Source organism: Nonomuraea sp. NPDC050536 (genome assembly GCF_044457685.1).
Classification (GTDB): Bacteria; Actinomycetota; Actinomycetes; order Streptosporangiales; family Streptosporangiaceae; genus Nonomuraea.
Window position 1 is genome coordinate 571,755 of sequence record NZ_JBITHD010000003.1, and the last position, 25,704, is coordinate 597,458.

General features: G+C 71.1%; 24 protein-coding genes. 7 read left to right on the forward strand and 17 right to left on the reverse strand.

Features of this window, described 5'->3' with window-relative positions:
- On the reverse strand, nt 1-714 hold the full coding sequence (locus ACIBHX_RS12675) for a DUF3105 domain-containing protein (RefSeq protein WP_397066933.1): 714 nt from the start codon (nt 712-714) through the stop codon (nt 1-3).
- Nucleotides 715-815: 101 nt separating this feature from the next.
- Between ACIBHX_RS12675 and ACIBHX_RS12680 the strand changes: the two genes are divergently transcribed.
- Together ACIBHX_RS12680 and ACIBHX_RS12685 are read left to right on the forward strand one after the other, a co-directional pair.
- Nucleotides 816-1,448 carry a DUF305 domain-containing protein gene (locus ACIBHX_RS12680; RefSeq protein ID WP_397066935.1) on the forward strand — a complete coding sequence of 211 codons (633 nt, stop codon included), beginning with the start codon at nt 816-818 and terminating at the stop codon, nt 1,446-1,448.
- Complete coding sequence (locus tag ACIBHX_RS12685; protein ID WP_397066937.1) at nt 1,445-2,899, forward strand: phytoene desaturase family protein; 1,455 nt, start codon at nt 1,445-1,447, stop codon at nt 2,897-2,899. Before ACIBHX_RS12680 ends, ACIBHX_RS12685 begins: the two co-directional genes overlap by 4 nt.
- A 28-nt stretch (nt 2,900-2,927) precedes the next feature.
- Here ACIBHX_RS12685 and ACIBHX_RS12690 read toward each other — a convergent pair whose 3' ends face one another.
- The 6 genes from ACIBHX_RS12690 to ACIBHX_RS12715 all read right to left on the reverse strand — a co-directional run bounded on the left by ACIBHX_RS12690 (nt 2,928) and on the right by ACIBHX_RS12715 (nt 10,701).
- Nucleotides 2,928-3,968 (reverse strand): threonine aldolase family protein, encoded by a 1,041-nt coding sequence (locus ACIBHX_RS12690; RefSeq protein ID WP_397066939.1) that lies wholly within the window; start codon nt 3,966-3,968, stop codon nt 2,928-2,930.
- Nucleotides 3,965-4,594, reverse strand: coding sequence for an SDR family NAD(P)-dependent oxidoreductase (locus ACIBHX_RS12695; protein ID WP_397066940.1), 630 nt, complete (start codon nt 4,592-4,594; stop codon nt 3,965-3,967). Before ACIBHX_RS12695 ends, ACIBHX_RS12690 begins: the two co-directional genes overlap by 4 nt.
- The gene (locus ACIBHX_RS12700; RefSeq protein WP_397066942.1) at nt 4,591-6,663 is read right to left on the reverse strand and encodes a DUF6421 family protein; all 2,073 of its coding nucleotides are present in this window, start codon (nt 6,661-6,663) and stop codon (nt 4,591-4,593) included. The genes ACIBHX_RS12695 and ACIBHX_RS12700 overlap by 4 nt, the downstream gene beginning before the upstream one ends.
- Nucleotides 6,664-7,021: 358 nt before the next feature.
- Nucleotides 7,022-7,678 carry a response regulator gene (locus ACIBHX_RS12705; RefSeq protein ID WP_397066944.1) on the reverse strand — a complete coding sequence of 219 codons (657 nt, stop codon included), beginning with the start codon at nt 7,676-7,678 and terminating at the stop codon, nt 7,022-7,024.
- A gap of 57 nt (nt 7,679-7,735) precedes the next feature.
- A complete protein-coding gene (locus tag ACIBHX_RS12710; RefSeq protein ID WP_397066946.1) occupies nt 7,736-9,223 on the reverse strand; it encodes a serine/threonine protein kinase in 1,488 nt (495 codons plus the stop codon).
- Nucleotides 9,223-10,701: a hypothetical protein gene (locus ACIBHX_RS12715; RefSeq protein WP_397066948.1), complete on the reverse strand. Its 1,479-nt coding sequence runs from the start codon at nt 10,699-10,701 to the stop codon at nt 9,223-9,225. The genes ACIBHX_RS12710 and ACIBHX_RS12715 overlap by 1 nt, the downstream gene beginning before the upstream one ends.
- A 103-nt stretch (nt 10,702-10,804) precedes the next feature.
- On the opposite strand from ACIBHX_RS12715, the gene ACIBHX_RS12720 reads away from it, so the two are divergent.
- Nucleotides 10,805-12,784, forward strand: a complete 1,980-nt coding sequence (locus ACIBHX_RS12720; protein ID WP_397066950.1) for a hydantoinase/oxoprolinase family protein — start codon at nt 10,805-10,807, stop codon at nt 12,782-12,784.
- Nucleotides 12,781-14,424 (forward strand): hydantoinase B/oxoprolinase family protein, encoded by a 1,644-nt coding sequence (locus ACIBHX_RS12725; RefSeq protein ID WP_397066951.1) that lies wholly within the window; start codon nt 12,781-12,783, stop codon nt 14,422-14,424. Before ACIBHX_RS12720 ends, ACIBHX_RS12725 begins: the two co-directional genes overlap by 4 nt.
- On the opposite strand, the gene ACIBHX_RS12730 is transcribed toward ACIBHX_RS12725, so the two are convergent.
- From ACIBHX_RS12730 to ACIBHX_RS12770, 9 genes are all read right to left on the reverse strand, one after another.
- A complete protein-coding gene (locus ACIBHX_RS12730) occupies nt 14,421-15,050 on the reverse strand; it encodes an adenosylcobinamide amidohydrolase (protein ID WP_397066952.1) in 630 nt (209 codons plus the stop codon). The two genes, ACIBHX_RS12725 and ACIBHX_RS12730, sit on opposite strands and share 4 nt — an antisense overlap.
- Nucleotides 15,047-15,820, reverse strand: a complete 774-nt coding sequence (locus ACIBHX_RS12735; RefSeq protein WP_397066954.1) for an ABC transporter ATP-binding protein — start codon at nt 15,818-15,820, stop codon at nt 15,047-15,049. Before ACIBHX_RS12735 ends, ACIBHX_RS12730 begins: the two co-directional genes overlap by 4 nt.
- On the reverse strand, nt 15,817-16,842 hold the full coding sequence (locus ACIBHX_RS12740; protein WP_397066956.1) for a FecCD family ABC transporter permease: 1,026 nt from the start codon (nt 16,840-16,842) through the stop codon (nt 15,817-15,819). Before ACIBHX_RS12740 ends, ACIBHX_RS12735 begins: the two co-directional genes overlap by 4 nt.
- A complete protein-coding gene (locus ACIBHX_RS12745; RefSeq protein WP_397066958.1) occupies nt 16,842-17,789 on the reverse strand; it encodes an ABC transporter substrate-binding protein in 948 nt (315 codons plus the stop codon). Before ACIBHX_RS12745 ends, ACIBHX_RS12740 begins: the two co-directional genes overlap by 1 nt.
- Before the next feature lie 199 nt (nt 17,790-17,988).
- The gene (locus tag ACIBHX_RS12750; protein ID WP_397066960.1) at nt 17,989-18,849 is read right to left on the reverse strand and encodes a Gfo/Idh/MocA family protein; all 861 of its coding nucleotides are present in this window, start codon (nt 18,847-18,849) and stop codon (nt 17,989-17,991) included.
- 10 nt (nt 18,850-18,859) lie between these two features.
- The gene (locus ACIBHX_RS12755; protein WP_397066962.1) at nt 18,860-19,657 is read right to left on the reverse strand and encodes an SDR family NAD(P)-dependent oxidoreductase; all 798 of its coding nucleotides are present in this window, start codon (nt 19,655-19,657) and stop codon (nt 18,860-18,862) included.
- The gene (locus ACIBHX_RS12760; protein WP_397066963.1) at nt 19,654-20,835 is read right to left on the reverse strand and encodes a cytochrome P450; all 1,182 of its coding nucleotides are present in this window, start codon (nt 20,833-20,835) and stop codon (nt 19,654-19,656) included. Before ACIBHX_RS12760 ends, ACIBHX_RS12755 begins: the two co-directional genes overlap by 4 nt.
- Entirely contained in the window at nt 20,781-21,770 is a 990-nt protein-coding gene (locus ACIBHX_RS12765) for a phosphotriesterase (protein ID WP_397066965.1), read from the reverse strand. The genes ACIBHX_RS12760 and ACIBHX_RS12765 overlap by 55 nt, the downstream gene beginning before the upstream one ends.
- Complete coding sequence (locus ACIBHX_RS12770) at nt 21,767-22,528, reverse strand: phytanoyl-CoA dioxygenase family protein (protein ID WP_397066967.1); 762 nt, start codon at nt 22,526-22,528, stop codon at nt 21,767-21,769. The genes ACIBHX_RS12765 and ACIBHX_RS12770 overlap by 4 nt, the downstream gene beginning before the upstream one ends.
- A 97-nt stretch (nt 22,529-22,625) precedes the next feature.
- Between ACIBHX_RS12770 and ACIBHX_RS12775 the strand changes: the two genes are divergently transcribed.
- Both ACIBHX_RS12775 and ACIBHX_RS12780 read left to right on the forward strand, forming a co-directional pair.
- Nucleotides 22,626-23,285 (forward strand): hypothetical protein, encoded by a 660-nt coding sequence (locus ACIBHX_RS12775; protein ID WP_397066969.1) that lies wholly within the window; start codon nt 22,626-22,628, stop codon nt 23,283-23,285.
- Nucleotides 23,286-23,503: 218 nt separating this feature from the next.
- Nucleotides 23,504-24,421, forward strand: a complete 918-nt coding sequence (locus tag ACIBHX_RS12780) for a TIGR03621 family F420-dependent LLM class oxidoreductase (protein WP_397066970.1) — start codon at nt 23,504-23,506, stop codon at nt 24,419-24,421.
- A 47-nt stretch (nt 24,422-24,468) separates the two neighbouring features.
- Here the strand turns inward: ACIBHX_RS12780 and ACIBHX_RS12785 are convergent, their stop codons facing one another.
- Nucleotides 24,469-24,771 carry a DUF4260 family protein gene (locus ACIBHX_RS12785; RefSeq protein WP_397066972.1) on the reverse strand — a complete coding sequence of 101 codons (303 nt, stop codon included), beginning with the start codon at nt 24,769-24,771 and terminating at the stop codon, nt 24,469-24,471.
- A 314-nt stretch (nt 24,772-25,085) separates the two neighbouring features.
- On the opposite strand from ACIBHX_RS12785, the gene ACIBHX_RS12790 reads away from it, so the two are divergent.
- Nucleotides 25,086-25,670 (forward strand): histidine phosphatase family protein, encoded by a 585-nt coding sequence (locus ACIBHX_RS12790; RefSeq protein ID WP_397066974.1) that lies wholly within the window; start codon nt 25,086-25,088, stop codon nt 25,668-25,670.
- The last annotated feature ends 34 nt before the right edge of the window (nt 25,671-25,704 follow it).

A 25,704-nucleotide genomic window follows, 5' to 3' on the forward strand; every position in this document is an offset into this window, starting at 1 on the left:
TTACTTCTTGGTCGGCGAGGGCGAGATCGTCTCGGTGGGCATCGTCTGCTGCTGCTGGGTGTTCTTCGGCTGCGGCGGCAGCGGGGCCTGGTCGGCCGTCGTGGTGATGGCGTCGGGGCCGCCGCAGATGGCGCCCGGCTCAGGGGTGTCCTTGCCGTTCTGGAACTTCTTGATGAAGGCGGGCAGCCTCGGGTCCTCGGCGTCGTCCAGCTTCAGCTGGTGACCCCAGGAGCTCACCACCACCGGCGACGGCAGCCCCGGATACGGGCTGACCAGCATGTAGTCCTGCTGGCCCGTCGAGGTGGCCACCTTCTTCAGCGCCGCCACCTTGTCCTTGGCCAGGTCGGGCCGGTAGGTGATCCACACGGCGCCGTGCTCGAGCGAGTGCACGCCGTGCTCGTTGTGTATGGGCTTGTCGTAGACCGCGCACTGCTGCCAGTAGTTGTTGTGCTGGCCGCCGACGGGCGGGGTCTCCTTGTACTGGACCGGGTTCCAGACGTGCTCACCGGCCTTGTAGTTGTAGTTGGCGACGGCGTCGAGCGAGGTCTCACGCGACTGCTTGATCAGATAGAACCCGACCAGGCCGACGAGCAGCACGACCACGAGGCCGCCGGCTCCCCACATGAGCATCGCGGCGCGGCGCTCCTTGCGCTTCTGCTCGGCGCGCATCTTCTGCAGATGCTCGCGGCGCGCCTGCGCCTTCTCCTTCGTCATCGTTCCTCCATCGGCCAACCAACTCCGGGTCACCCTATGCCCTCGGGGCGTATGCGGTGAATAAGACCGCCGGGCCCATCGGTGGGTAGGCTGGACGCGCCATGGAAAAGCCTGCCAAAAGATCGCTCCTCATCGCCCTCGCGGTGCTCGTCGTCGCCGCCGCGGCCGTCTTCGTCGTGCTGGGCAGGAGTGGCACGCCGGGCGACGCCTCCGCCGATGCGGGGTTCGCCCGCGACATGGCCACGCATCACGCGCAGGCCATCGACATGTCGTTCACGATCAGGGACAAGACCTCCTCCAAGGACGTCCGCAACCTGGCCTACGACATCATCACCACCCAGGCCACCCAGCGGGGCATGTTCCTCGGCTGGCTCCAGGAGTGGGGCCTCGACCAGGCCACCGATCGGCCCGCGATGGCCTGGATGGCGGCGCACGGCGGCGGCCACGGCCCGGTCGCCGCGGGCGGCTCGATGCCGGGGATGGCCTCCCCACAGGACCTGACCAGGCTCAAGGACGCCCAGGGCACGGCCGCCGAGGTGCTGTTCCTGCAGCTGATGATCCGCCACCACGAGGGCGGCGTGCAGATGGCGCAGGGGCTGGTCAAGCTGTCCAACCGCGACGAGGTCGTGAGCATGGCCCAGAAGATCATCAATGGGCAGACGGGCGAGATCAAGCTGATGACGGACATGCTGCACCAGCGCGGCGCCCAGCCGCTTCCCTCGATACTGAAGTGAACCCCGACGCGGTCGTGGTCGGCTCCGGTCCCAACGGGCTCGTCGCCGCCGTGACCCTCGCCTCCGCCGGACGCCGCGTGCTCCTGCTGGAGGCGGCCGACGCCTTCGGCGGCGGGCTGCGCTCGGCCGAGCTCACGCTTCCCGGCCGCGTGCACGACCTCGGCGCCACGATCATGGCGATGGCGATGGCCTCCCCCGCCTTCCGCTCGCTCGGCATCCTCCACGACGCCTCCGCACAGGCTCACGGCTCCGGTACGGCGGGCGCTGCCGCCGTGGAGGTGGTGCATCCCGCGGTGGCGGCGGCGCATCCGCTGGACGGGCGGCCTGCCGTCCTGGTGTACCGGGACGCCGAGCGGACCGCGGCGGAGCTGGGGCGTGACGGCTGGGCGTGGCGGGCCACCGTGGGAGCCGCCGCGGAGGCCGGGTTCGCGCTGACGGATCTGCTGCTGCGGCCGCTGGGGCCCTGGGAGGTGCCCGGCGTGGCGACGCTGGCGGCGGCCGCGCGATTCGGCGCGTTCGGGGCGCTGCCGGCCACCACCGTGGGCAGGCGGCTGTTCAGGACCGTCGAGGGACGGGCGGTGCTGGCGGGGATGGCCGCGCACTCGGTGCTCGACCTGCGCTCCCCCATCACCGCCGGGTACGGCCTGCTGCTCGCGGCCACCGCGCACCTGGTGGGCTGGCCGCTGGTCAGGGGCGGGTCCCAGGTGCTGGCCGACGCGCTGGTGGCCCGGCTGAGGGAGCTGGGCGGCGTGGCCGTGTCCGGGCACCGGGTCAGGCACCTGCGCGAGCTGGACGCGCCCGTGATCGTGCTGGACGTGACGCCCAGGCAGCTGGCGGCGATGGCCGATCTGCCACCCCGCTACCGGCGGGCGCTCGCGCGGTACCGCTACGGGCCCGGCGTGTTCAAGCTCGACTGGGCGCTGGACGGGCCGGTGCCGTGGCGGGATCCGGCGGTCGCGGCGGCGGGCACGGTCCACCTGGGCGGCACGATGGAGGAGATCGCCCTCGGCGAGGCCGAGGTGGCCGCGGGCCGCCACTCGCCCCGGCCGTACGTGCTGCTCGTCCAGCCGTACGCGGCCGACCCGACCAGGGGCGGGCACACCCTGTGGGCGTACTGCCACGTGCCGAACGGCTCGACGGCGGACATGACGGCCGCCGTCGAGGCGCAGATCGAGCGGTACGCCCCGGGCTTCCGCGACCGGATCCTGGCCAGGCACGCGATGACCACCGCCGACCTGGAGTCCATCAACCCGAACCTGGTCGGCGGCGACATCGGCGGCGGCTGGGCCGGGCTCGGCCAGTTCGTCAGGCGGCCGGTGTGGTCACCGGCGCCGTGGCGCACTCCGCTGCCCGGCGTCTACCTGTGCTCCTCGGCGACGCCGCCGGGCGGAGGCGCCCACGGCATGGGCGGCTGGCAGGCGGCCCGCCTGGCCCTCCACGACACCCGCTAGCCGTCGGGCCGGCGCCCGCTGGCTTGTACTAGCCGAGCTCCTCGGTCAGCGCCTCGGCGAAGGCGTCGACGTCGGCCTCGGTGGTGTCGAAGGAGCACATCCAGCGCACCTCGTTGAGCGCCTCGTTCCAGACGTAGAAGCGGAAGCGCTTCTGCAGCCGCTCGATGACGTCCTTGGGCAGGCGGGCGAAGACGGCGTTGGCCTCCACCGGCCGGGGCACCTCCACGCCTGGCAGGTCGCGGACGGCCTCGGCCAGCCGCCGGGCCATCGCGTTGGCCTGCCGCGCGTTGCGCAGCCACAGGTCGCCGGACAGCAGCGCCTCGAACTGCGCCGACACGAAGCGCATCTTGGACGACAGCTGCATGTACGTCTTGCGGATGTACTCGATCCCGGACGCGGCGCCGGGATTGAGGACCACCACGGCCTCGCCGTACAGCAGCCCGATCTTCGTGCCGCCGAAGGACAGCACGTCGACTCCCGCGTCGGTGGTCAGCGCGCGCAGCGGCACGTCGAGCGCCGCGGCGGCGTTGGTGAGGCGGGACCCGTCCAGGTGCAGCAGCAGCCCGAGGCCGTGGACGTGGTCGGCGATCTCCCTGATCTCGGCGGGGGTGTAGACGGTGCCCAGCTCGGTGCTGTTGGAGATCGACACCACGCGTGGCTGTGACCGGTGCACGTCGCCGAAGCCCCACGCCTGCCGGTCGATCAGCTCGGGCGTGAGCTTGCCGGCCGGCGTCGGGACGGTGAACAGCTTGAGCCCGGCCACGACCTCGGGGGCGCCGCCCTCGTCGGTGTGGATGTGGGCGGTGTCGGCGCAGATGACCGACTGCCAGGGGGCGGCCATCGAGCGCAGCGACACCACGTTGGCGGCGGTGCCGTTGAACACCGGGTACGCGGTGGCCTGCTCGCCGAAGTGGGCCTGGAAGACCCCCTGGAGCGCCTCGGTGTAGACGTCCTCGCCGTAGGAGATCTGGTGGCCGCCGTTGGCCTCGGCGATGGCCCGCAGGATCTCCGGGTGGACGCCGGCGTAGTTGTCGCTGGCGAAGGCCTTGAGCTCGGGATCGTGCCTCACGCGGTCAGGTCCCGTCGTGCGCCGTTGACCTCGGAGGCGGGCAGCTCGAAGAGCTCGCCGACTGCCTCGGCCAGATCGTTGACGTCGGTGAATCCGGCGAACTTGGCCTCCGGCTTGGCGGCCCTCATCTCGTCGTTCACCAGTGCCTTGACCACCAGGATCGTCGCCGCTGAGCCCGTGTCCTTCAGCGCGTCGGCCAGCGACAGCGTCCACGCCTCCGAGGCCGCCTTGGCCGCGGCGTAGGCGGCGCCGCCCGCCGTGGGCTTCTCGGCCGCCTTGGCGGACACGATCACGAAGCGGCCGTTCTCGCTCTCGCGCAGCAGCGGCTCGAAGGCCAGCGACACGTGCTGGAGCGTGCGGACCAGCAGGTCGTGCAGCGTGTCCCAGTCCTCCAGCTTGGTGTCGGCGAACGTCTTGCCGCCGCGCCAGCCGCCGACCAGGTGCACGACGGCGTCCACGCGGCCGTGCTCGCGCTCGATCCCGTCGGCCAGAGCCTGGACGGCATCGCGGTCGAGAAGGTCGACGTCATCCTTGTCGACCCCGATCACGGTGTGCCCGTTTTTCTCGAAATATCCGGACACTGCCTGACCGGTGGGACCGGCCGAGCCGGTGATGAGGATGATCATGCGCGGATGCCTTTCGTGGACTCGACCACATCGGCCAGCTTACGGCGCAGTGCCTCGTAGAACATGCTCAGGGGGAACTCGTCGGACAGCACCGCGTCCACCTTGGCCTTCTGCTCCTCCGGCAGCGCCTGGATGCCCTTGGCCCAGGTCGAGCCCGGGTTCGGCTCGACGTAGGCGCTGACGAGCTCGTAGGCGGCCAGCCAGTGGGCCAGCTTGGAGCGGTCGATGCTGTCGCGGTAGAGCTTCTCCACCTCGCCGCGCAGGTCGGCCACGCCGCCGGGCACCCGCTCCCAGTCGATCGACAGCCGGTTGTCGGTCCATCGCACGATGTCGTTGCGGTGCAGGTAGGCGAACAGCAGCTGCCCGCCGAGCCCGTCATAGTTGCGCACCCGCTCGCCGGTGATCGGGAAGCGGAAGAGCCGGTCGAACAGGATGGCGTGCTGCACGTAGCGCGCGTGCGCCACGCCCTGCCGCTCCAGCTCGACCGCCTCGCCGAAGGCGGTCAGGTCGCAGCGCAGCTCCTCGAGCGAGTACAGCCAGTACGGCATGCGCTGCTTGATCATGAACGGGTCGAACGGCAGGTCGCCGTGGCTGTGCGTGCGGTCGTGGATCAGGTCCCACATCACGAACGTGTCCTGGGCCAGCTGCTGGGAGTCCAGGAGCCGGGCGGCGTCCGGCGGCAGGTCCACCTTGAGCGTCTGGGTGGCCGCCTTCGAGACGCGGCGGAAGCGGGCTGCCTCGCGGTCGGCGAAGATGCCGCCCCAGGTGAAGCGCTCGGGCGCCTGCCTGACGGCGACAGTCTCGGGGAACAGCACCGCCGAGTGGGTGTCGTAGCCGGAGGTGAAGTCCTCGAACGCGATCGGCACGAACATCGGGTTGTCGTAGCCGCTCGCTTCCAGCCTGGCCAGCCAGTCGGGCCAGATCGTGCGGATCCAGACGGCCTCGAGGTTGCGGTTGAGGTTGCCGTTCTGGGTGTACATCGGGAAGACCACGAGGTGCTCGAGGCCGTCGACGCGCTGGCTGTCGGGGTGGAAGAGGTTCAGCGAGTCCAGGAAGTCGGGCACGCCCAGGTCCTGCTCGACCCACGCGGCCAGGTCGTTCCGCACGGCCTGGAGGTAGTCGGCGTCATGCGGGAAGTGCGGCGCGATCTTGCCGATCTTCGCGCTGATGGCCTCGACGAGGGACTTGGCGTGTTCCTTGTCCTCCGGCACCGAGCCGTCCTTGACCTGCAGCGGGCGCAGCTCCTCCACGCTCGCCTTGAGGTCGGCGAACAGCCCCGCCACCGGAGACTCGGTACGGCCGGCCGCGCCGTCGGCGGGCACCCGGGCCACCCAGGTGACCAGGTTGCCCCAGAGCCGCCGGTGGTCGTGGTCCTCGATCGAGTCGTCTCCGAACAGGTCGGAGTCGGCGAGGACCACGACGCGGCCCTCGCCGTACGTCAGTGCCAGGGCCAGCGGCGCGGAGGCCGGGGTGGCGGTCGGCGAGCTGCGGAACAGCACGGTGGCGCTGGCGGACAGCTCAGGCAGGACCGTGAGCGCGCCGGAGCGGTAGAAGGCGGCGGTCCTGACGCCGGCCAGGATGCCGTCGCGGGTGGCGGGCTCGCCGAGCACCCAGGTGGCGACGTCCTTGTGCGCCCGCTTCGGGTCACGGACGGTGGTGTGCTCGACGCCGACGCCGAAGCGGGCGAGCAGGTCGGCGAGGTTGTTGCCGTACTTGTCCTGCTCTTCCTCGGCGAGGACGACCAGGCCGCCGCCGTCGCGGACGTAGTCGGCGATCGCGTCGAGCTCGGCCGCGGCGAAGACCGGGCTGCCCTGGCCGGTGGTGCGCTCCCAGCGCTCACCCGACGGGTGCGCGATGACCAGCACGTCCTGGTCCTGGAGCGTTCCCGGCTCGATCGCGCCCTCGACGTGGGCAGTCACCGTGTGCCCCAGGTGGCGCAGTTGCTCGGCGGCGCGCGCGTAGCTGTTGTCGTCGGGATGTCCGGGGTTGATGGACTCGGCGACGTCGCGGCGGATCGTCCACGACTCGCTGTGGGCCTCGTCGAACAGCACCTTGGGGAAAGACCGCATGAAATATCTCCTGTACTTACGACCTTCTAACGGAAAATATACACATACATGAGGTGTGCAACGCCAGAGCCTCCCGAATGGCGAGACAGCGTGTGCGTCCGGTTACGTGGCGCTAACCCCGCGCTGACCCGTACCCATCTACGGTTCTGGCCAGCGGTCGCCCCGGGCGAAGCAGATTCCGAGCCGTCGCGAGCACGGCAAGGGCGCCACGCCGCCCGGGGCGATCGTGCCGCGACCGGATCCGCCGTCCAAGCCCCCCCGCTCCGCGGCGGATCCGCCCCCTCCCACGACCCCCGCTCCGCCCCCGTCCCCCCGCACGCGGGAGCGGAGCGGGCCCACAGCCAGGTGTGGAACGTTCTCAGGCGGCGCCGGGGCTGACCACGCCGGATTCGTAGGCGAACACGACGGCCTGGGCGCGGTCGCGCAACGACAGCTTCATGAGGACGCGGGCCACGTGGGTCTTGACCGTGGCCTCCCCGACGTACAGTTCCCTGGCGATCTCCGCGTTGGTGATGCCGCGGGCCAGCAGGCGCAGGACCTCGAGCTCGCGGGGCGTGAGTTCCTGAAGGCGGGGCGAGGGCGTGGGGTCGGGGCGGGCGGCGAAGGAGGCCAGGACGCGGCTGGTGACGGCCGGGTCGAGCAGGCCGTCCCCGGCGTGCACGAGCTTGATCGCCGCGATGAGCTGCTCCGGCGGCGACACCTTGAGCAGGAACCCGCTGGTGCCCGCGCGCAGCGCCGCGTACAGGTTCTCGTCCGTGTCGAAGGTGGTGAGTGTGATGACCTTGGGCGGGTGGGGCGTGTCGAGCAGCTCCCTGGCCGCGGCGACGCCGTCCATGCGCGGCATCGAGATGTCCATCAGCACGATGTCGGGCCGGGTACGGCGGGCCACGGCGATGGCGTCGCGCCCGTCGCCGGCCTCACCGACGACCTCCATGCCGGGCTCGCTCTCCACGATCATGCGCAGGCCGGCCCGGACCATGGCCTGGTCGTCCACGATGACAATGCGAATACCCACATCCGGAGGGTAGACGCTGGCCGAGGCGGAAAAAAGCCGGTCCAAGTCGGTTGCAAGTCAGAAGACATGCACGCTCTGCGCGATGCGCCGCTCGGTGGCGTCGTCGCAGCTGTTGCGGGCGCAGAAGTACAGCAGCAGCACCGGCTTGGGCTGCCGGTCGATGACGTAGCTGACGAAGCCGAGCCCTGAGCCGCTCCTGGGGTCGTGCAGGGAGCCGTCGTAACGGGTGGCGTCGCGGTCGCCGGCCCGGTCCTGGACGGGCTTGCTCAGCTCGACCCTGCCGGGCAGCAGGCCTTCCAGGATGGTCTTCATCTGCTCGTCGCTGGCGCCGGGGTCCAGCGTGTCGGAGACCTGCACGTAGAAGCCGGAGGCGGAGTCGGGGTCGTCGTTGATGATCGGCTGCACGGCCGACCAGTCGGCGCCGGCGCCGCCGACGAACAGCGCGTCGAACTCGTCGTGCCGGGGCGAGGCCAGCGCGAACAGGTCGCCGTGGTTGCGCGCGGTCCACGTGGCCGGGTAGCTGAACGTGAGCGGCGCGGCGATGCTCTGCTGGTAAGTCGACCACGAGTCGCCGCGCTGGTTCATGACGAGCAGCACGACCAGGGCCAGCGCGGCGATGGCGGCGACCAGGGTCACCGCGACGATGGGCAGGCGGCCGGGGCGGCTTCGGCGTACCGGAGCGGTCCGGGGCTCGGTGGCCACCGGATGGCCGCTGATCGCGTCGCGCAGGGCGGTGACGAAGGCCGTGCAGGAGGGATAGCGCTGCTCGGGCGACTTGGACAGCGCCCGCATCATCACCGCGTCGACCTCGGGCGGCAGTTCCGGGCGCACGTGCGACAGGGGCACGGGCCGGTCGGCCAGGTGGGCCCAGAGCAGCGCGATGTCGTTGTCGCGCTCGAACGGCAGCCGGCCCGACAGCGCCTCGTAGATCACGCAGGCCAGCGCGTACTGGTCGCAGCGGCCGTCGATGTGCTCCTTGTTGATCTGCTCGGGTGACATGTACCGGGGCGTGCCGATGAACTGGTCGGTCTGGGTGAGCCCGGAGATCGAGGTGCGGTGCTTCGTGATGCCGAAGTCGGTCAGGTAGACGTGGTCACCAGCGAGCAGGATGTTGGCCGGTTTCACGTCGCGGTGGATCAGGTCGTGCGCGTGCGCCGCGTCGAGGGCGGCGGCCACCTGGGCGAAGATCTGGTTGGCCTGCCCGACCGGCAGCGGCCCGTTCTCGTAGAGCAGGCGGCGCATGTCGAGCCCGTCGACGTAGCGCATCGCGATGTACAGCACACCGTCGGCGTCGGCGTTGGCCTCGTAGATCGGGATGATGTTGGGGTGCTCGATGCTGGCGACCGTCCTGGACTCCAGCACGAAGCGCTGGCGGAAGCGCTCGTCCATGCTGAGCACCGGGTTGAGGATCTTCAGCGCGACCCGCCTGGACAGGCGCGGGTCCAGTGCCAGGTAGACGACGGCCATGCCGCCCTTGCCGACGATGTCCTCGATGTAGTACCCGGCCACCTCCTGGCCGATGAGTGATCTGTCATTCACCTGCATCACGTCTCGATGGGGTGGCCGCAGTAGCCGCAGAACCGGTGCGCGGGCCCGAGCCGCATGCCGCATTCGGTGCAGTACTTGACGGATGGCTGCTCGTTGGCGGTCATCAGGGGCTGCTGCCGGGGGACCACCTGGAAGGGCTGCGAGCGCCGCACCACGACGGTCGGGTTGGCGCCCTCGTCGAACGGCTGCTGTGGTGACGCCGTGGCCACCGGCGCGGGCGGCTCCTCCACCCTCTCCTCGGGCGCCCGCCGCCGCCACAGCAGGAAGGCTCCCACCAGCGCGGCGACCAGCAGCACCGCGGCGGCCACGATGAACGGCCACAGGGGCAGGGACCTGGGCGTGGGCGAGACGGCCCCCTTGGTGCCCGCGTCCTCGGCGGTGCCGCGCTTCTGTAGGGAGATCTTCAGCAGCCCGGCGGCCACCACGTTGCCCGGATACAGCTCGAGCACGCGCTGGAAGCCGGAGGCCGCCTCTGTGTAGTACTTGGTGTGGTAGCGGGTCAGCGCGGCCTCGAAGGCGGAGTCGATGGCGCCGCGGCGCGGGGCGACCCCGGCCTTGGCCAGCGCGGCGGTGATCTCGCGCACTCCGATCATCCTGCCGTCCTGGCCGCCGCCGAAGAGCATGCCGACGACGTGCCCGTCCTTGTCGCCGATCACGGGGGCGCCGAGGAATCCCTCGTCGATGAGCTTGCCCAGCTTGACCGGCTCGTCGACCTTCTTCTCCGGGTCGGCGAACTGCCTGCCCTGCGAGTCTCCCCCGCCCCCCTGGCGCAGGTGCGCGATGTCCACGGTGAACGGCAGGTTGGGCGCGGGCCGGCCGAGGAAGCCTGCCACGTTGGTCGGCGAGCCCGCGGCGTCTGGCACCTTGTCGGCCAGCGGCGCGGTCGGCATGCCGAGGCTGCCGAGGACGCGGCCGGACAAGGTCAGCACGGCCGGGCTGTCGAGCGTGTCGCCCGCCTTGACCAGGTCGGCCTTGAGGCCCTTGGGGTCGGCCGGTGAGACGTTCGGGAAGACCGTGATGTTCGTGGTGACGTTGATGATGCAGGTCGCGGTGGGCGTCTTGGGCGGGTAGCACTCCTGCAGGTGGTGGTTGAGCACGTCGTCCTTGAGCTTGTGCCTGGCGAAGTCGGCCGGGATCTTCACCTTGTGGTGCTCGGCGAACACCCGGTTGGCCGCGTAGACCGCCACGTCCCTGTCGGTCTTGACGACCCGGGTCAGCGTGACGATGCCGCCCTCGGGGTTGATCACGATGCCGGTGCCCGAGCCGATCGGCACGTCATAGGAGCGCTCCACATGGACGAGTTCGCCGATGTGGTCTAACAGGGTGATGTCCACGTGGGCCGTGGCCTCGACCCGGACCACGGCGGGCGTCACCAGGTCGGTGATGCCGCTGGGGTGGTTGTGCGCCATCGCTGGGGCGGCCAGCAGCACCAGCGCCACCGCGAGGCCGCCGGCAAGTGCTGTGAGACGCGCCATCTCCGCTCCCAACTGAGGAATATGACCAGGGTCCCAAGCGCCTGCCGTAAGTCAAGAGATCGACTCGTAGACAAGCGCTTGGTAGGGGTTTTACGGTACTCCGGTGGGCTACGCGATCGGCGTCGACGTCGGGGGCACCTTCACGGACGTGGTCCTGCGGGCCCCCGCGGGCGAGATCACGGTCGCCAAGCGGTTGAGCACCCACGATGACCCCATCGCGGGCATCACCACCGGCGTTACGCAGGTCCTCGGCGACCTCGACCCGGCGCTCGTCACGCGGGTGGTGCACGCCACGACGCTGGCCACCAACGCGGTCCTGGAGCGCAAGGGGGTCCGGGTCGCCTATGTCACCACGCGCGGCTTCCGCTCGGTGATCCCGCTCGGCCGCTACGCCCGCGTCGAGGAGGACCGCTACGACCTGCGCTTCACTCCCCCGCCGCCGCCGGTGGACCCGGCCGACTGCTTCGAGGTGGCCGAGCGCGTCTCGGCCCGCGGCGAGGTCCTCGAGCCTCTCGACCTGGACTCGGTACGGCGGGCCGCGGCCGAGATCGGGCGCCGCGGGATCGAGTCGGCGGCCGTCTGCCTGCTGCACTCCTACGCCAATCCGGCACACGAGCAGCAGGTCGCCGCGATCCTGCGGGAAACGGTCCGGAACGTGGTGGCCTCGTCGGAGGTGTGGCCGGAGATCCGCGAGTACGAGCGGGCCACCACGACCATCATGTCCGCCTACGTCGGCCCGCTCATGGCCTCCTACCTGACGCGGCTGCGGTCCCGGCTGGCCGAGCTGGGGATCTCGGCGCCCATCCACGTGATGGAGTCGGGCGGCGGCGTGATCTCCGCCGAACTGGCGGCCCGGCGCGCGGTCTCCACGATCGAGTCGGGTCCCGCGGCGGGCGTGCTCGCGGCGGCGGCCACCGGGCATCCGGACGTGATCTCCTTCGACATGGGCGGCACCACGGCCAAGACCTGTGTGGTGCGCGGCGGCAGCCCCGAGATCACGCACGAGTTCCACGTGGGCGGCAAGGGCAGCTTCGGCGGACGGAGGGCGGGCACCGGCGTGCCGATCAAGACGCCCGCCATCGACCTGGCCGAGGTGGGCGCGGGCGGCGGCAGCATCGCCTGGCTCGACGGCGCGGGCGCGCTGCGCGTCGGGCCGCACTCGGCGGGTTCCTCGCCGGGTCCTGCCTGCTACGGGCTTGGCGGCTCGGAGCCCACGGTGACGGACGCGAACCTGGTGCTCGGCTACCTGTCATCCGCCTCGATCCCGCTGTCGCCCGCGCTCGCGGACAAGGCGCTCGACCGGCTGGCCGGGCCGCTGGGCGTGACGCGGGCCCAGGCGGCGCACGCCGTCCACGAGATCGTCAGCGCCTCGATGGCCTCGGCGGTGCACGTAGTGACGGTGCAGCGGGGCATCGATCCGCGCGGCTTCGTCCTGGTCGCCTTCGGCGGCGCGGGCCCGATGCACGCGGCCAGGGTCGCCGAGCGCTTCGGCATCCCGCGCGTGATCGTCCCCCCGCACTGCGGCGTGGCGTCGGCCGCCGGTCTCCTCACCGGCGCCCTGTCCACCGAGCGCGTCCTGTCCCGGCTCGGCGTCTCGGATCCCACGGAGATCTTCGACACTCTCGCCGCGGAGGCCGCCGCCGACCTCGGCGTCCCGGGCGGCGAGATCGCGCGCTCGGTGGACGTCCGCTTCAGGGGCCAGTCCCACGACCTCACCGTGCCCTGGAGCGAGTCCCACCATGACCTCGCATCCCACTTCTTCGCGAAATATCGCCAGGTGTACGGCATAGCCCAGGAAGGCGAGATCGAGATCGTCAGCTACCGGGTCCGCCTGACCCTGGAAACCCCGGCCTCGGGCGCCGGTGCGGCGCGGAGAGGGCCCGCCGCACCACGTGTGCCGGACAGGCCCGCGTACTTCCCTGAGACCGGCGGCTACACCGACGTCCCTGTCCTCACCCGGGACGGCCTGGAGGCCGTGGCGGGCCCGGCGATCATCGAGGACCCGGAGTCCACGATCGTCGTCCCACCGGGCTGGGCCGCCACGGTGGACGGGACGCTCGCCGTACGCCTGGAGAGACGATGACGGACCTGACCGCGGAAGTCCTGCGCAACGCCCTGGTGGTCGCCGCCGAGGAGGCGAGCATCGTGGTGGTCAGGTCCGCGTACTCGACGTTCATCGTGGAGGGCTCCGACGCCTCGGCCGCGATCCTGGACGCCGGCGGGCGCCTGATCGCGCACTCCATGGCCACGACGCTGATGAACAGCATGGCCCTGCGGGTCGCGCTCCCGTCGCTGGCCGAGGACGTGCCGCCGGAGACGATGCGGCCCGGCGACGTCTACGTGCTCAACGACGCCTACCGCGGCGGCGTCCACACCAACGACCTGCTGGTCTTCCGCCCGGTCCACTGGGCGGGGCGGGTGGTGTACTTCACCGCCACCATGATCCACGTCTCGGACCTGGGCGGCCTGTCGGCGGGCGGCATGGCGCCGCTGGCCACCGACATCTACCTGGAGGGCCTCCAGCTCCCCCCGGTACGGCTGGCCACCGCCGACGGCATCGAGCCGGCCATCGAGGCCGTGCTCCGCGCCAACAGCCGCACGCCCGACAAGGTCATGGGCGACGTCCGAGCCCTGGTGGCAGGCACGGCGGTCGCCGCCGCCCGCGTCGAGTCGCTCCTGGAGGAGTACGGCGAGGCGGGCCTGGCCGCCGGCGTCGAGGAGTACCTCGACTACACCGAGGCCCGCACCCGCGCCGCCCTCACCGACCTCCCGCCCGGCACCTACCAGGCGTCCTACCCCATCGACGACGACGGCATCGACCTGGACACCCCGCACCACGTCCACGTCACGATCGGCGTGACGAACCCGCCGGCCGCGGTGGTGGTGGACTTCGCGGGCACGGGGCCGCAGGTGCCGGCGGCGATCAACGCGTCGGCCTCGCAGTCGCTGGCGGCGGCCGTGTTCGCGGTGCGGTGCTTCCTGGATCCGACGATCCCGATGAACGAGGGGTGCCTGCGGGCGATCGACGTCCGCCTGCCCGAGGGGTCGCTGCTCAACGCCCGGCGCCCCTTCCCGTGCGGGGGCCGCTACGTGCCGATCTACGCCGCCATGGAGGCCGTCTTCCAGGCGCTGTCCGACGCGATGCCCGAGCGGGCGATCGCGGCGAGCGGGATCCTGCAGCCGTTCTCCATCGCGGCGGTCGGCGCGCCGTACTGGATCCATCTGTCCTACGACTTCGGCGGCGTCGGCGCCCGGCCGGGGCTCGACGGTCCCGACGCGACCGGCGTGCACTTCGGGATCGGCCGTAACTCGGTGCCGCAGGTCGAGCCGGTCGAGAGCCGCTGCCCGCTGATCGTCGAGTCGATCGAGACGATCCCCGACTCGGGCGGGCCGGGCCGGCACCGCGGCGGGCTGGGGTCGCGGACGGTCTACCGCTTCCTGGCCGACTGCCACGTCACGACCCGCGGCGACCGGCTGCGCCTCGCCCCGCCTGGCCGCGACGGCGGGCAGCCCGGCAGGCTGGGCGGCTTCTTCAAACGCCACCTGGACGGCAGGGTCGAACGCCTGGCCTCCAAGGTCAACAACGTCCGCTTCGCCGCGGGCGAGGCCTTCATCGTCGAGACCACGGGCGGCGCCGGTCTCGGCGTGCCCGCGGAACGTGACCGCTCCGCCGTACGGGAAGACGTGCGCGCGGGACGCGTCACGCGGCAGAGCGACTACTAGCGGGCGCTCCAGGCGCGGGCGCCCTGGCGGACGGCGGCGTGGACGGCACGGGCGATGCGGGCGCCCCAGTCAGAGCGCGGCCCGCCGAAGATCTCGGGCATCCCGTGGTCGGGCACCGCGACGCAGACCGCGTCCGAGGCGGTGCCCGTGCCGGCGAAGCCTTCCTCGACCAGCGCCTGCGTCTTGGCCTCCGTCACGGTCATGACGGCGTTGACCAGCGCGGCGTCGGTCATGGCGACGGGCACGACGACCAGGATGTTGATCGTTCCCACCCGGATCGGCGCCAGTTCGGGATCGGCCGTGCCCGCGGGCGCGGCCGCCCAGGTCGGGACGCGCAGCCCGACCGTGGCGGTGGCCTCGACGCCGTCATCGGCGGCGGTGACGTGCCGCTCGACGGAGGCGGCGGTCATCATGCCCACGCCGTCGCCGCCGGGTCCCAGCTCGATCAGGTGCTCGACCGGATCCATGCGCGAGTATCCGGCCGCGACCTGGGCGTTCAGCACCCAGGTGCGCGGCCCGATGCCGCCGCCGAGCATGGCCGAGGAGATCATGCGCCACCCGGATCCGAACTCCCACAGCAGCGACCCCAGCCGCTCGCCGTCCTCGTCCCGGTAGCTGAGCCTCACGCCGCGCCTCTCACCAGATGGACGACCGGCCGCCCGCCGGGGCCGGGTTCGATCTTGACGTGCGCGTCGAAGTGCGTGCCGACCAGCGCCTCGGTGAGCACCTCCGCAGGCCTGCCGGTGGCCACGGCGCGGCCACCGGCCAGCAGGAGGAGCATGTCGGCGTACTGGCCCGCCACGGTCAGGTCGTGCAGCGTGCTCAGCACGGTCAGCCCGTCGGCCAGCCGCAGCCGGTCCACCAGCTCCAGGACCTGCTGCTGGTGACCGAGGTCGAGGGCGGTGGTGGGCTCGTCGAGCAGGAGCACGGGCGCCTGCTGGGTCAGCGCCCTGGCCAGCACCACGCGCTGCCGCTCGCCGCCGGACAGCTCGCCCAGCCGCCGCCCGGCGAAGGCGTCCAGGTCCAGCCGTTCCAGCACGCCCGCGGTCACCTCACGGTCCTGCCTGCTCTCCCGGCCGAAATAGGAGATGTACGGCGTGCGTCCGAGCAGGGCGTAGTCGAACACGCTCATGTCAGCGGGTAGCGCCGGCGACTGCGGCGCGTAGGCCACCAGGCGGGCGCGTTCCTTGGGCCGCAGGGCGCGGCCCGGCCTGCCGTCCAGCGTGATCTCGCCGTGCTGGCCGACCAGGCCCATCACGGCCTTGAGCAGCGTGGACTTGCCCGCTCCGTTGGGGCCGATGACGGCCAGCCACTGCCCCCTGGGCACCTTCAAGTCGACGCCGTGCAGCACCTCCCGCTCGCCGAGGGCGACCGACAGCCCGCTGACCTCGATCATGTCTCTGCCCGCCGGGTCATGCGCAGCACGCCCACGAAGAATGGCGCTCCCACGAACATGGTGACGACCCCGATGGGCAGCTCGGCCGGGGCGATCACGGTGCGTGCCAGCAGGTCGGCGAGCACCAGGAAGGCGGCGCCGCCGATGAGCGAGAGCGGCAGCACGATCCGGTACGAGCCGCCCGCGAGCCGCCTGACCACGTGCGGGATGACGATCCCCACGAATCCGATCAGCCCGCTCACGGCGACGGCCGCCGCGGTGGCCAGGGAGGCGGCCAGCAGGACGGCCAGCCGTACCCGGGTGGCGCGCAGGCCCAGGCTGGTGGCCTCCTCGTCGCCGACCGCCAGCACGTCGAGCACCCGGCCGTGCAGCAGCAGCAGGACGGAGGAGACGGCGGCGTAGGGCAGGACCAGCCAGAACTGGTCCCAGCCGCCGCCCACGTCGCCGAGGATCCAGGAGTAGATGCGCTGCAGTTCCTCGACCTTGAACTGCTGGATGAACGTCTGGATCGCGGTGAGGAAGGAGGTCACCGCGACCCCGGCCAGCACCAGCGTGGCGGTGCCGCCGGAGCGCCCGGCCGTGTTGCCGAGCAGGTAGGCCAGGAAGACCCCGCCGACGGCCCCCGCGAAGGCGGCCAAGGGGACGCTCGCGACCGGGGCGGGCACGAGCACGATGACCAGCGTGGCCGCCATGCCCGCGCCCGCCGCGGACCCGAGCAGGTAGGGGTCGGCCAGCGGGTTGCGGAACACGCCCTGGTACCCGGCGCCCGCCATGGCCAGCAGCCCGCCGACCACGGCGGCCACCAGCACCCGGGGCAGCCGGATCTCCCACAGCAGCCCCTGCTCCACGGGCGCCAGCCCGGACTCCACGTGGACGAACGGCAGCCAGTCGAGCGCCTGGAGCACCACCTGCCACGGCGAGATCCCGGCCGCGCCGCCGAGCAACCCGGCGAGCATGGACGCGGCCAGCACGACCAGCGCCGCCGCGATCCACAGCGGCCTGGCCCTCGACGGCTTGACCACTACCGGTTCGACGCCTTGGTCACCGCGTCGCCGACGACCTTGGCCAGGTCCACGATGCGCGGGCCCCAGCGGGAGGCGATGTCGTCGTCGAGCTCGATCACCTGGCCGTTCTTGATCGCGGACAGGCTCTTCCAGCCGGGCCGCTTGGCCAGGGTGTCCTTGCTCTGCTGGCAGCACTTGACGTCGGCCAGGAAGATCAGGTCGGGGTCGGCCTGGGCGATGAACTCGGCCGACAGCTTCGGATAGCCGCCCGCCGCCTCGGGCGCCTTGTCGGCGACGTTGGTCAGGCCGAACATCGCGTAGATCTGCCCGATGAACGTGCTGGAGGTGGCGCCGTAGGGCGTCTGGTCGATCTCGTGGTAGTACGTGAGCTTCTTCTGGGGGGCGTTCGCGGCGAGCTTGCCCAGCTCGCTCTTCATGCCCGCGACGACCTCGTCGGCCTTGGCCTTGTTGCCGGTGGCGGCGCCGAGCTCGGCGATCTCCTGGTAGGCGTCGTCCAGCTTGGTCGCCGCCGGTTCCAGGAGCACGGGCACGTTGAGCTTGCCCAGCTCGATGACGACCTTGTTGATGTCGTCGGAGACGATCACCAGGTCGGGCTTCTTGGCGACGATGGCCTCGACGTTCGGCTTGTAGCCGGACAGGTCGGATTTGGGGGCGTCGGCGGGGTAGTTCGACAGGGCGTCGACGGCCACCACCTGGGGGCCCGCGCCGATCGCGAAGAGCGTCTCGGTGTGGGTGGGCGACAGCGACACGATCCGCTGCGGCTTCTTGGGAATGGTGATCTTGCCGTTGCCGGCCTCGATCGTGACGGGGAAGTTCTGGTCCTGCGGCGGGGCTGCCGCGGTCGAGGGGTTGCCGGCCGGGGTGTTGCTGGTCGTCTGGCCGCATCCGGCCAGGAGGAGTGTTCCCAGCAGCGCGCCCGCGAAGGCCATGCGTACGGGCCTCACGAGGAGTCCTTTCACACTGTCGGAACCGAGAGACCCGCGTTGAGGGACGGATCACCCTTTTCCACGAGGGTTGATGACGTCAGCGCAGAGGCAGGCGACCTGGCTATGACAGTTGCGGGACAGCGCCGGACTCGCACCGGACTTCGCTGCAACACTGCGCGTCGGACAAACGTTATCAATTCTCCAGATGGGCCCGAAGTCAAGGGCCTGCCAGTTGCTCCTCCGCCGAAACGACGATCTCCTGCAGCCGCAGCCCGTGCGCGGCGTCCAGCGGGTGCCCGCCGCCCTGCCGTACCGTCCGCGCGAACTCCTCCGCGACGGTCTCCAGCGGGTCGTCGTCGAAGGCCTCCAGTACGGCGCTGCCGCCGCGGCCGTAGACCGCGAAGTACGACGGCGGTGTGTCCCCAGGGGCGGCCATGCACAGGGACGCCTCGCTGACGGCGCCGCCCTCGTGCTCGAGCAGCAGCCCGGTCCACTGCCTCGCGTCACCGTGCGCGCGCACCCCCGTCACCTTGCCGAGCGCGGCGTCCAGCAGGTCGATCACGTGCGGGCCCACGTCGAGCAGCGCGCCGCGCTCCTTTCGCCACGGCGTGCCGAACGGATGGTCGCCGAGCAGCACGCCGGAGATGTTGGCCGCGTGCCCGCCGAAGGGGTCGATCTCGCGGCAGCGGGCCAGGAAGTCGCGCGTCTGCCGGGCGTAGCGCATGGTCAGGATCATCTGCGAGGCCACGCCGTGCTCCGCCACGGCCTCGGCCAGCTTGCGCGCGCCCTCGATCGAGTCGGCCAGCGGCTTCTCGAGCAGCAGCGCCTTGCCGGCCGCCGCCGCCTTGATCGCCAGCTCCGCCTGTACGGCGGGCGGCACGCAGAACGCGACCGCCTCGCAGTTGTCGAAGAGCTCCTCGATCCGCTCGTAGACCGGTGCGCCCAGCCGGGCCGCCGCCTCGGGCCTGCGCGCCCACACGCCCGCCAGCCGCGTGTGCGGCCCCTTGGCCAGCATCGGCGCGTGCGCCATTTCGGCCCACGGCCCCGCCCCTACCAAACCCACCGAAACCGGATCCATGGCAGCAACCTTAGAGGGCCTGCCTGATCGCGTGCTCGGGGCGGTGCGCCAGGGTGCCCGAGTCGATCACCACGGTCTGGCCGGTGATGCAGCGGGCCTCGTCGGAGGCCAGGAAGCAGACCAGGCCGGCCACGTCGCCGACCTCGCACGGCCAGGGCAGCAGGCGTTCGGCCGCCTTCTCGGCCAGCCGCTCGGGTCCGAGCGCCCGCCTGGCCTCCTCGGTCATGACCAGGGCGGGGGCGACGGCGTTGCACCGGATGCCGCGCTTGCCGTACATCGTGGCGACATAGCGGATGAAGCCGCCGATGGCGGCCTTGGAGGTGCCGTAGGCGGCGTGGTCGGTGTCGCCGGTCAGGCCGGAGACCGACGAGGTGACGACGATCGCCCCGCCGTCGGGCATCGCGGGCACCGCGTGCTTGACCATGAGCATCGCGCCGCGCAGGTTGACGGCCATGGTCCTGTCCCACACGGCGGCGTCCAGCGCGTCGTCGTCACGGCCGTAGACGTCACGGCCGAGCGCGGCGGCGTTGGAGTGCAGCACGTCCAGCCGCCCGAAGGAGGCCACCAGCTCCGCCACGGCGCTCTCGACCTGCTTCTCGTCCGAGACGTCGCAGGTCAGCGCCACGGCGGTGCCGCCGTGGCCGCGGATGGCCGACGCCGACGCCTTGGCCGCCGACGCGCGCACGTCCAGCACGCCCACGCAGGCGCCCTCGGCCGCCAGGCGGGCCGCGCAGGCGGCGCCGATGCCCGACCCGGCGCCGGTCACCAGCGCGACGCGCCCGTCGAAGCGCCGCATCTCCCTGCTCACCAGGCCACCCGTAGCGCCTGCAGTCCCCGTCCCACGATCGACCTGCGGTAGGCGATCGGCTCCCCCTCGACCAGCCGCAGGGACGGCAGGCGCCGCCCGAGCACCTCCAGCGCGGTACGCAGTTGGAGGCGGGCGAGCGCGGCGCCCACGCAGAAGTGGATGCCGTAGCCGAACACCAGGTGGGCGTCGGCGTTGGCGCGGTCGATCACGAAGCGCTCGGGGTCGGTGAAGACGCTCTCGTCGTGGGCGGCGGAGTCGGTCGACAGCAGCACCAGCGCCTTGGCCGGGATCGTCACGCCGTGCAGGGAGATGTCGGTCGTGGCGTAGCGGAAGGAGCCGAGCGAGGCGCCGTCGATGCGCATGCACTCCTCGACGCAGTTCTGGATCTGGGGCGGCGGCACCGGCCAGCGGCCTTCGCGCAGCAGCCGCAGCACGGAGTTGCCGAGCTGGTTGGGCACGGTGTCGTTGCCGCCGAGCAGGATCGTGGAGATCAGCTCGACCACCTCGCGATGCGACAGGCCCTCGGCGCCGGCCATGAGCGAGGTGAAGTCGTCCCTGGGCTCCTTGCGCCGGTCGGCGACCAGCCGGTCGACGTAGTCCAGGTACTCCAGGAAGCTGTCGGCCAGCTCCAGCTGCCGCGCCGCGGGCTGCGGCGATAGGAACAGCTGGAACCAGTCCTTCACGTGCGCCTGCACGAACGCCTCGTCCGCCTTGGGCACGCCGATGAAGCGGGCGGTCAGCTTGATCGACGGCTCGTGCCCGATCTGGGCGATGAAGTCCGCTTCGCCCGCGGGCTCGACCCGGTCCACGGCCTCCTCGTTGAGCTCGCGGAACAACCGCTCCATGGCGGCGACCGCGCGGGGCGTGAACGCCTTCGACACCGACCTGCGCAGTCTGGTGTGGTCGGGCGGGTCCACGTTGGCCACGAAGCTCGACAGGAACGAGCCGTGCTCGCCCAGCCTGGCCCGCGTCTCCTCGGTCAGGCTGCGCGAGATCGTCAGCGAGCCCGCCGAGGAGAACCGGCACGGATCACCGTAGGCGGCGCGCACGTCGGCGTAGCGGGTCAGGACGTAGGCGCCCAGGTGCTCGCTGTGGAAGACGGGCCGCTCGTGGCGGAGCCTCCTCAGGAACTTGTACGGCGAGGCGACGTGCCAGTCGGCGGTGACGTCGAAGTCCATCCGAAGATCCTCCGCGGGTTGTCGACGAGCATCTGGTGGATCTGCTCCTCGGTGACGCCGCGCTTGCGCAGCTCGGGCAGGACGTCCCGGGGGATGTGCAGCAGGTGGTAGTTCGGGTGGCGGCGCCGTACCACCTCGGCGTCGAAGCGGTCGTTGAAGCAGTAGGAGTCGTGCGACAGGACCATCCGGCCGGCGTGGCCGCGCTCGCAGAGCTCGGCCACCACCCGGACCCGGTCCTCGAACGGGCTGATCGAGTCGATGCCGAAGCGGTCCATGCCCAGGTAGGACCCGCTTTCAAGGAGTTCTTCGAGGTATTTCACATCGGTGGAGTCGCCCGCGTGGCCGATCACGACCTTGCTCAAGTCCACGTCGAGTGCTTCGAGGAGGCGTTGCTGTTCGAGGCCGCCCGGCTGGGAGCTGTGGGTGGTGATCGGCGTGCCCGTCGCCCGGTGGGCTTCGGCGACGGCGCGGAAGACGCGTTCGCAGCCCTTGGTCATGCCCAGGTGGTCGCTGGCGCACTTGAGCATGGCCGCCTTGACGCCGGTCCTGCCGATGCCGTCCACGATGTCCCTGACGAAGAACTCGGCCAGGCGGTCGGGGCCGCCGAAGAGGGTTCCCGGGCCCTTGTTGGCGAAGTAGGGCGGCAGGGCGTCGTAGGTGTACAGGCCGGTGGCGGCCACGATGTTGACGCTGGTCAGCTCGGCCACTCTTTGGACGGCGGGAATGTAACGGCCCAGGCCCACCACGGTCAGGTCGACGATCGTGTCGATGCCTTCCGCCTTGAGCGCGTCGAGCTTCTCCGCGGCTTCCGCTGCTCTTTGCGATATGTCCCACTTTTCTGGGATATCGGGCCAGTTCCAGAGGATTTCGGGACTCAGGCCGAAGATGTGCTCGTGCATGAGCGTGGCGCCCAGGTCGGCCACGGGCCCTCTCATGGTCTCAGGCATGGGAACCTCGGGTGGTCGAAGGGCTTGTTCACCCCGAGCCCAAGCCCGTCCGTCTGCTGGTACGGCGTGCCGGTGTAGAGGGCGTCGGCGTCGAAGTAGGTCACCGTGAACGACAGCCGCGGGGTGTCCCGCTGGTTGGCGGGGGCGCCGTGCACGGTCAGCGCGTGGTGGACCGTGGCGTCGCCCGCCTTCAGGTCGAGCGGTGGCGACAGCTCCAGCTCCTTCAGCCACGGATGCTGGGTGAGCTGGTCGTCTCCCGCCCGGGTGAAGCTCCGTCCCAGCACGCCGTACCGGTGCGAGCCGCTGTAGAAGCGCAGCGAGCCCATGTCGGCGGGGACGTCCACCAGCGCCAGCCAGACCGTCAGCATCGCCGAGCGGTCCATCGGCATCCACGGGAAGTCCTGGTGGAACTCCGTGGCCCCGTGCTCGCCCGGCTCCTTGACCAGCAGGTTCGTCACCTGGATGCGCACCGCCTCGACGCCGCGCAGCAGCCTCGCGGCGTTGCCGGCCATCGCGCGACTGACGGCCCTGAACAGGTCGTCGGCGTCGGCGATGTCGCGGGACTGGCCGAAGGCCTGGTCGACCAGGGTGCGGTGCTCGCGCGCGCGGGCTTCCAGGTAGGACAGGGCCCGCTCGCGCAGGTCCGCCACCGTGCCCGGGTCCACCAGCCGCGGCAGCCGTACCCAGCCATGACTGTCGAAGGAGGCGACCTCGTCGTCCGTCGCCTGCCGCACCGGGATGTCCATGCCCCGAGTCTCGCATCTAAAGCAAGCGCTTGGTAAGGGCCCGATTTGAGTAGGGGTTACTCATGCAGGCCGGAAGGCGTCGGTCGACTCTCGGATCATGACGACTCTCGACACGGCCCCCAGCACGGGAGCCGACACCTTCGCGCGCTACGCGATGATCGCCTGCGCGATCATCGCCCCCCTCGCCATCGCGACAAGCCTGCTGATCACTCCGATCGCGGTCACCGCCGAAGGCGAGTCCTTGGTCCGGAGCTTCGCCGCACACCTCGACAGCTATCCCACCGAGAGCTACCTCGGCCTGCTGAGCATGATCGCGATGATCCCCGGCATCCTCGCGGTGAGCAAGGTCGCGCGGGCGGGCAAACCGGTGCTCGGCCTGGTGGGTATGGTCCTTGCCTTCATTCTCGCGCTGCCCGTGTCACCCGACACCGATGACCCGTTGTACGCCGCCCTCAAGAGCGGCCTGGACCCGCAGACCGCCACCAAGCTCCTCAATGCCCTCAACAACGACATGCCCACGTCCGTGCTCGGGATCAGCTTCTTCCCCGGTCTGATCGGCTTCGTCCTGCTCGGCGTTGCCGTCCTGCTCGGCAAGTCGGCGCCCGCCTGGTCGGCGATCCTGCTCATCGTCGCGCCGTTCCTGATCCCGGTCGCCTGGCTTGCGGGCCTGTCCAACACCGTCGCGGCCGTCGCCTGGCTGGTCATGACCGCCGCCATGGGCTCGGTCGCCCTCGCCCTCCCCAAACCCACCCCGTGACCTCTCTCTGACCCCCAGCTCCGCCGCCCTCCCCGCGCCCGCCGTCGCCCCCTCGACGGCGGCCGCTCCACGCCATCCGCCCCTCCGACTCCCCGAAGCCCACCGCGCGACCCGGTCTTCCCGAGCCTGGGCCTGCCTTCCGAGCTCGGCACATGACATGGGTGGGTGGTCGGGCGTAGGTTGGCGAGACTAGCGCTTGGTTGGTTGGGAGGTCACGGATGGCGGGACGGCGGTTCCGGTTCGGGGCGGTGGTGCGGGGGGCCGCGTCGGGGAGGGAGTGGGCGGAGAAGGCGCGGCGGCTAGAGGACTCCGGGTTCGACGTGCTGCTGGTGCCCGATCACCTGGTCGGGCCCCGGCTCGCGCCGGTCGCCGCGCTGACGGCCGCAGCGTGCGCGACCACCAGGCTGCGGGTGGGGACCCTGGTGTTCGCCAACGACTTCCGGCACCCGGCCGTGCTGGCCAAGGAGACCGCCACGCTCGACCTGCTGTCAGACGGGCGCCTGGAGGTGGGCCTGGGCACGGGCTGGATGGCCGCCGACTACGCCGGTGCGGGCCTGGCCTTCGAGCCACCCGGCACCAGGGTCGACCGGCTCGCCGAGGCGGTAGCCGTACTGAAGGGCCTGTGGGGTGACGAACCCTTCACCCACGAGGGCACCCACTACCGCATCACCGCGCTCGACCAGCAGCCCAAGCCGGTCCAGCGCCCGCACCCGAGGCTCCTGCTCGGCGGGGGCGGCCGCCGCATGCTCCGCCTGGCCGCCCGCGAGGCGGACGTGGTCAACCTCGGCATGCGCGTACGGCCTGACGGCACGGGACCCGACGGCACGGACGGCGGCCTCAAGACCTTCCTCGCCAAGATCGACACCGTCTGCGAGGCGGCCGGCGACCGCTACGACCGCCTCGAACTCGGCACCAGCATCATGCAGTTGGGCGTCCGTAAGCCCGAGGAATCATGGAGCGCCGCCCACACCACGGGCCAGGACGAAACCCCCCAGGTCCTCCTCGGCACCCACCACGACATCGCCGACAAACTCCGCCACTGGCGGGACGAGCACGACATCTCGTACTACGTCCTCCACCACGAACGCGACCTACCCGCCTTCACCCCCATCGCCGAATCCCTGGCCACAACCTGACCCCCACGGGCCTGTTGCGAAGTCTGGGCGGGGTGTCCTACGAACCGTCAAGACCCACTGTTCAACGGAAGTCCGCGCCCGAACGCTCGCTCAAGGCCGATGCGGGTAAGCCAACCAAGGGCGGCAGTGAAGAGCGGCGGCCACACGATCGGACCGAAGGCATAACCGACCAGCACCACAAGCGGGATCCACACGCGGTGCACGGCTTGGTAGAGCCACCCCGGCGGGCGGACCCCAGCGAGCCTCGCCACGTCGGGTAGCGCGAAGAACACCAGCGTGGCGGCCGTGGTCGGCAGTCCATACTTGACGCTCTCGAAAACCGCGAATGCGGCCAGGAGCAGCGCGATCATCCCCCAGCCGGTCTTTCGCAGCCAACCGCCGACTTTCGGGACAGGCCGGGATGCCTCGCCCGTTCGTTCAGGTGCCACGCACACAGCGTAGGGCGGCACGTCGCCGACTTTGGAACAGGCCTAGTCGCCCCCACAGCCTCAAACGAGGCCGCACCAGCCCCACGCCTGCGGCATGTACGGCGAGCCGCGCCTCCCCGGCACGGGACTCTTCCAAGTGTGGGTTCTCAGGCGGGCCAGAGGAATGCAAAGTGATCGCACACGTGTTGTCCACCCTGCTGTCTGAAGTGCGGTCGAGGTCAAGGAAGATGGACGTCATGGACGAGATGTTGCTGCTCAGGCATGGTGAGACCGAGTGGAGCAGGGACGGGAAGCACACAGGCCTCACCGACCTGCCGCTGACGGAGCGCGGCGAGGAGCAGGCGCGGGCCCTGGCGCCGCTGGTCAAGGAGCGCACGTTCGACCTCGTCCTGGTGAGTCCCGCCCAGCGGGCGCGCCGCACGGCCGAGCTCGCGGGCCTGACGGACTACGAGGTGGATGCGGACCTCTGGGAGTGGGACTACGGCGGCTACGAGGGCATCACCACGCCCGCGATCCGGGAGAATCATTCCGGCTGGTACCTGTGGCGCGACGGCGTGATCCCCGGTGACGCCGCCCATCCGGGAGAGACGGCCGAGCAGGTGGCAGCCAGAGCCGACCGCGTCATCGCCCGCGCCAAGGCCACGCCCGGCACGGTTGCCCTCGTGGCGCACGGCCACTTCCTCCGCGTCCTGGCATCCCGCTGGCTCGAACTCCCGCCCGAGGACGGCCGCCTCTTCAAACTCGACACCGGCACGTACTCCCGCCTCGGCTTCGAACACGCCAAACCAGTGATCACCACCTGGAACGCCCCGGTCAGCTGACACCATCACACGTCTGTCACCCCACGATCACCTG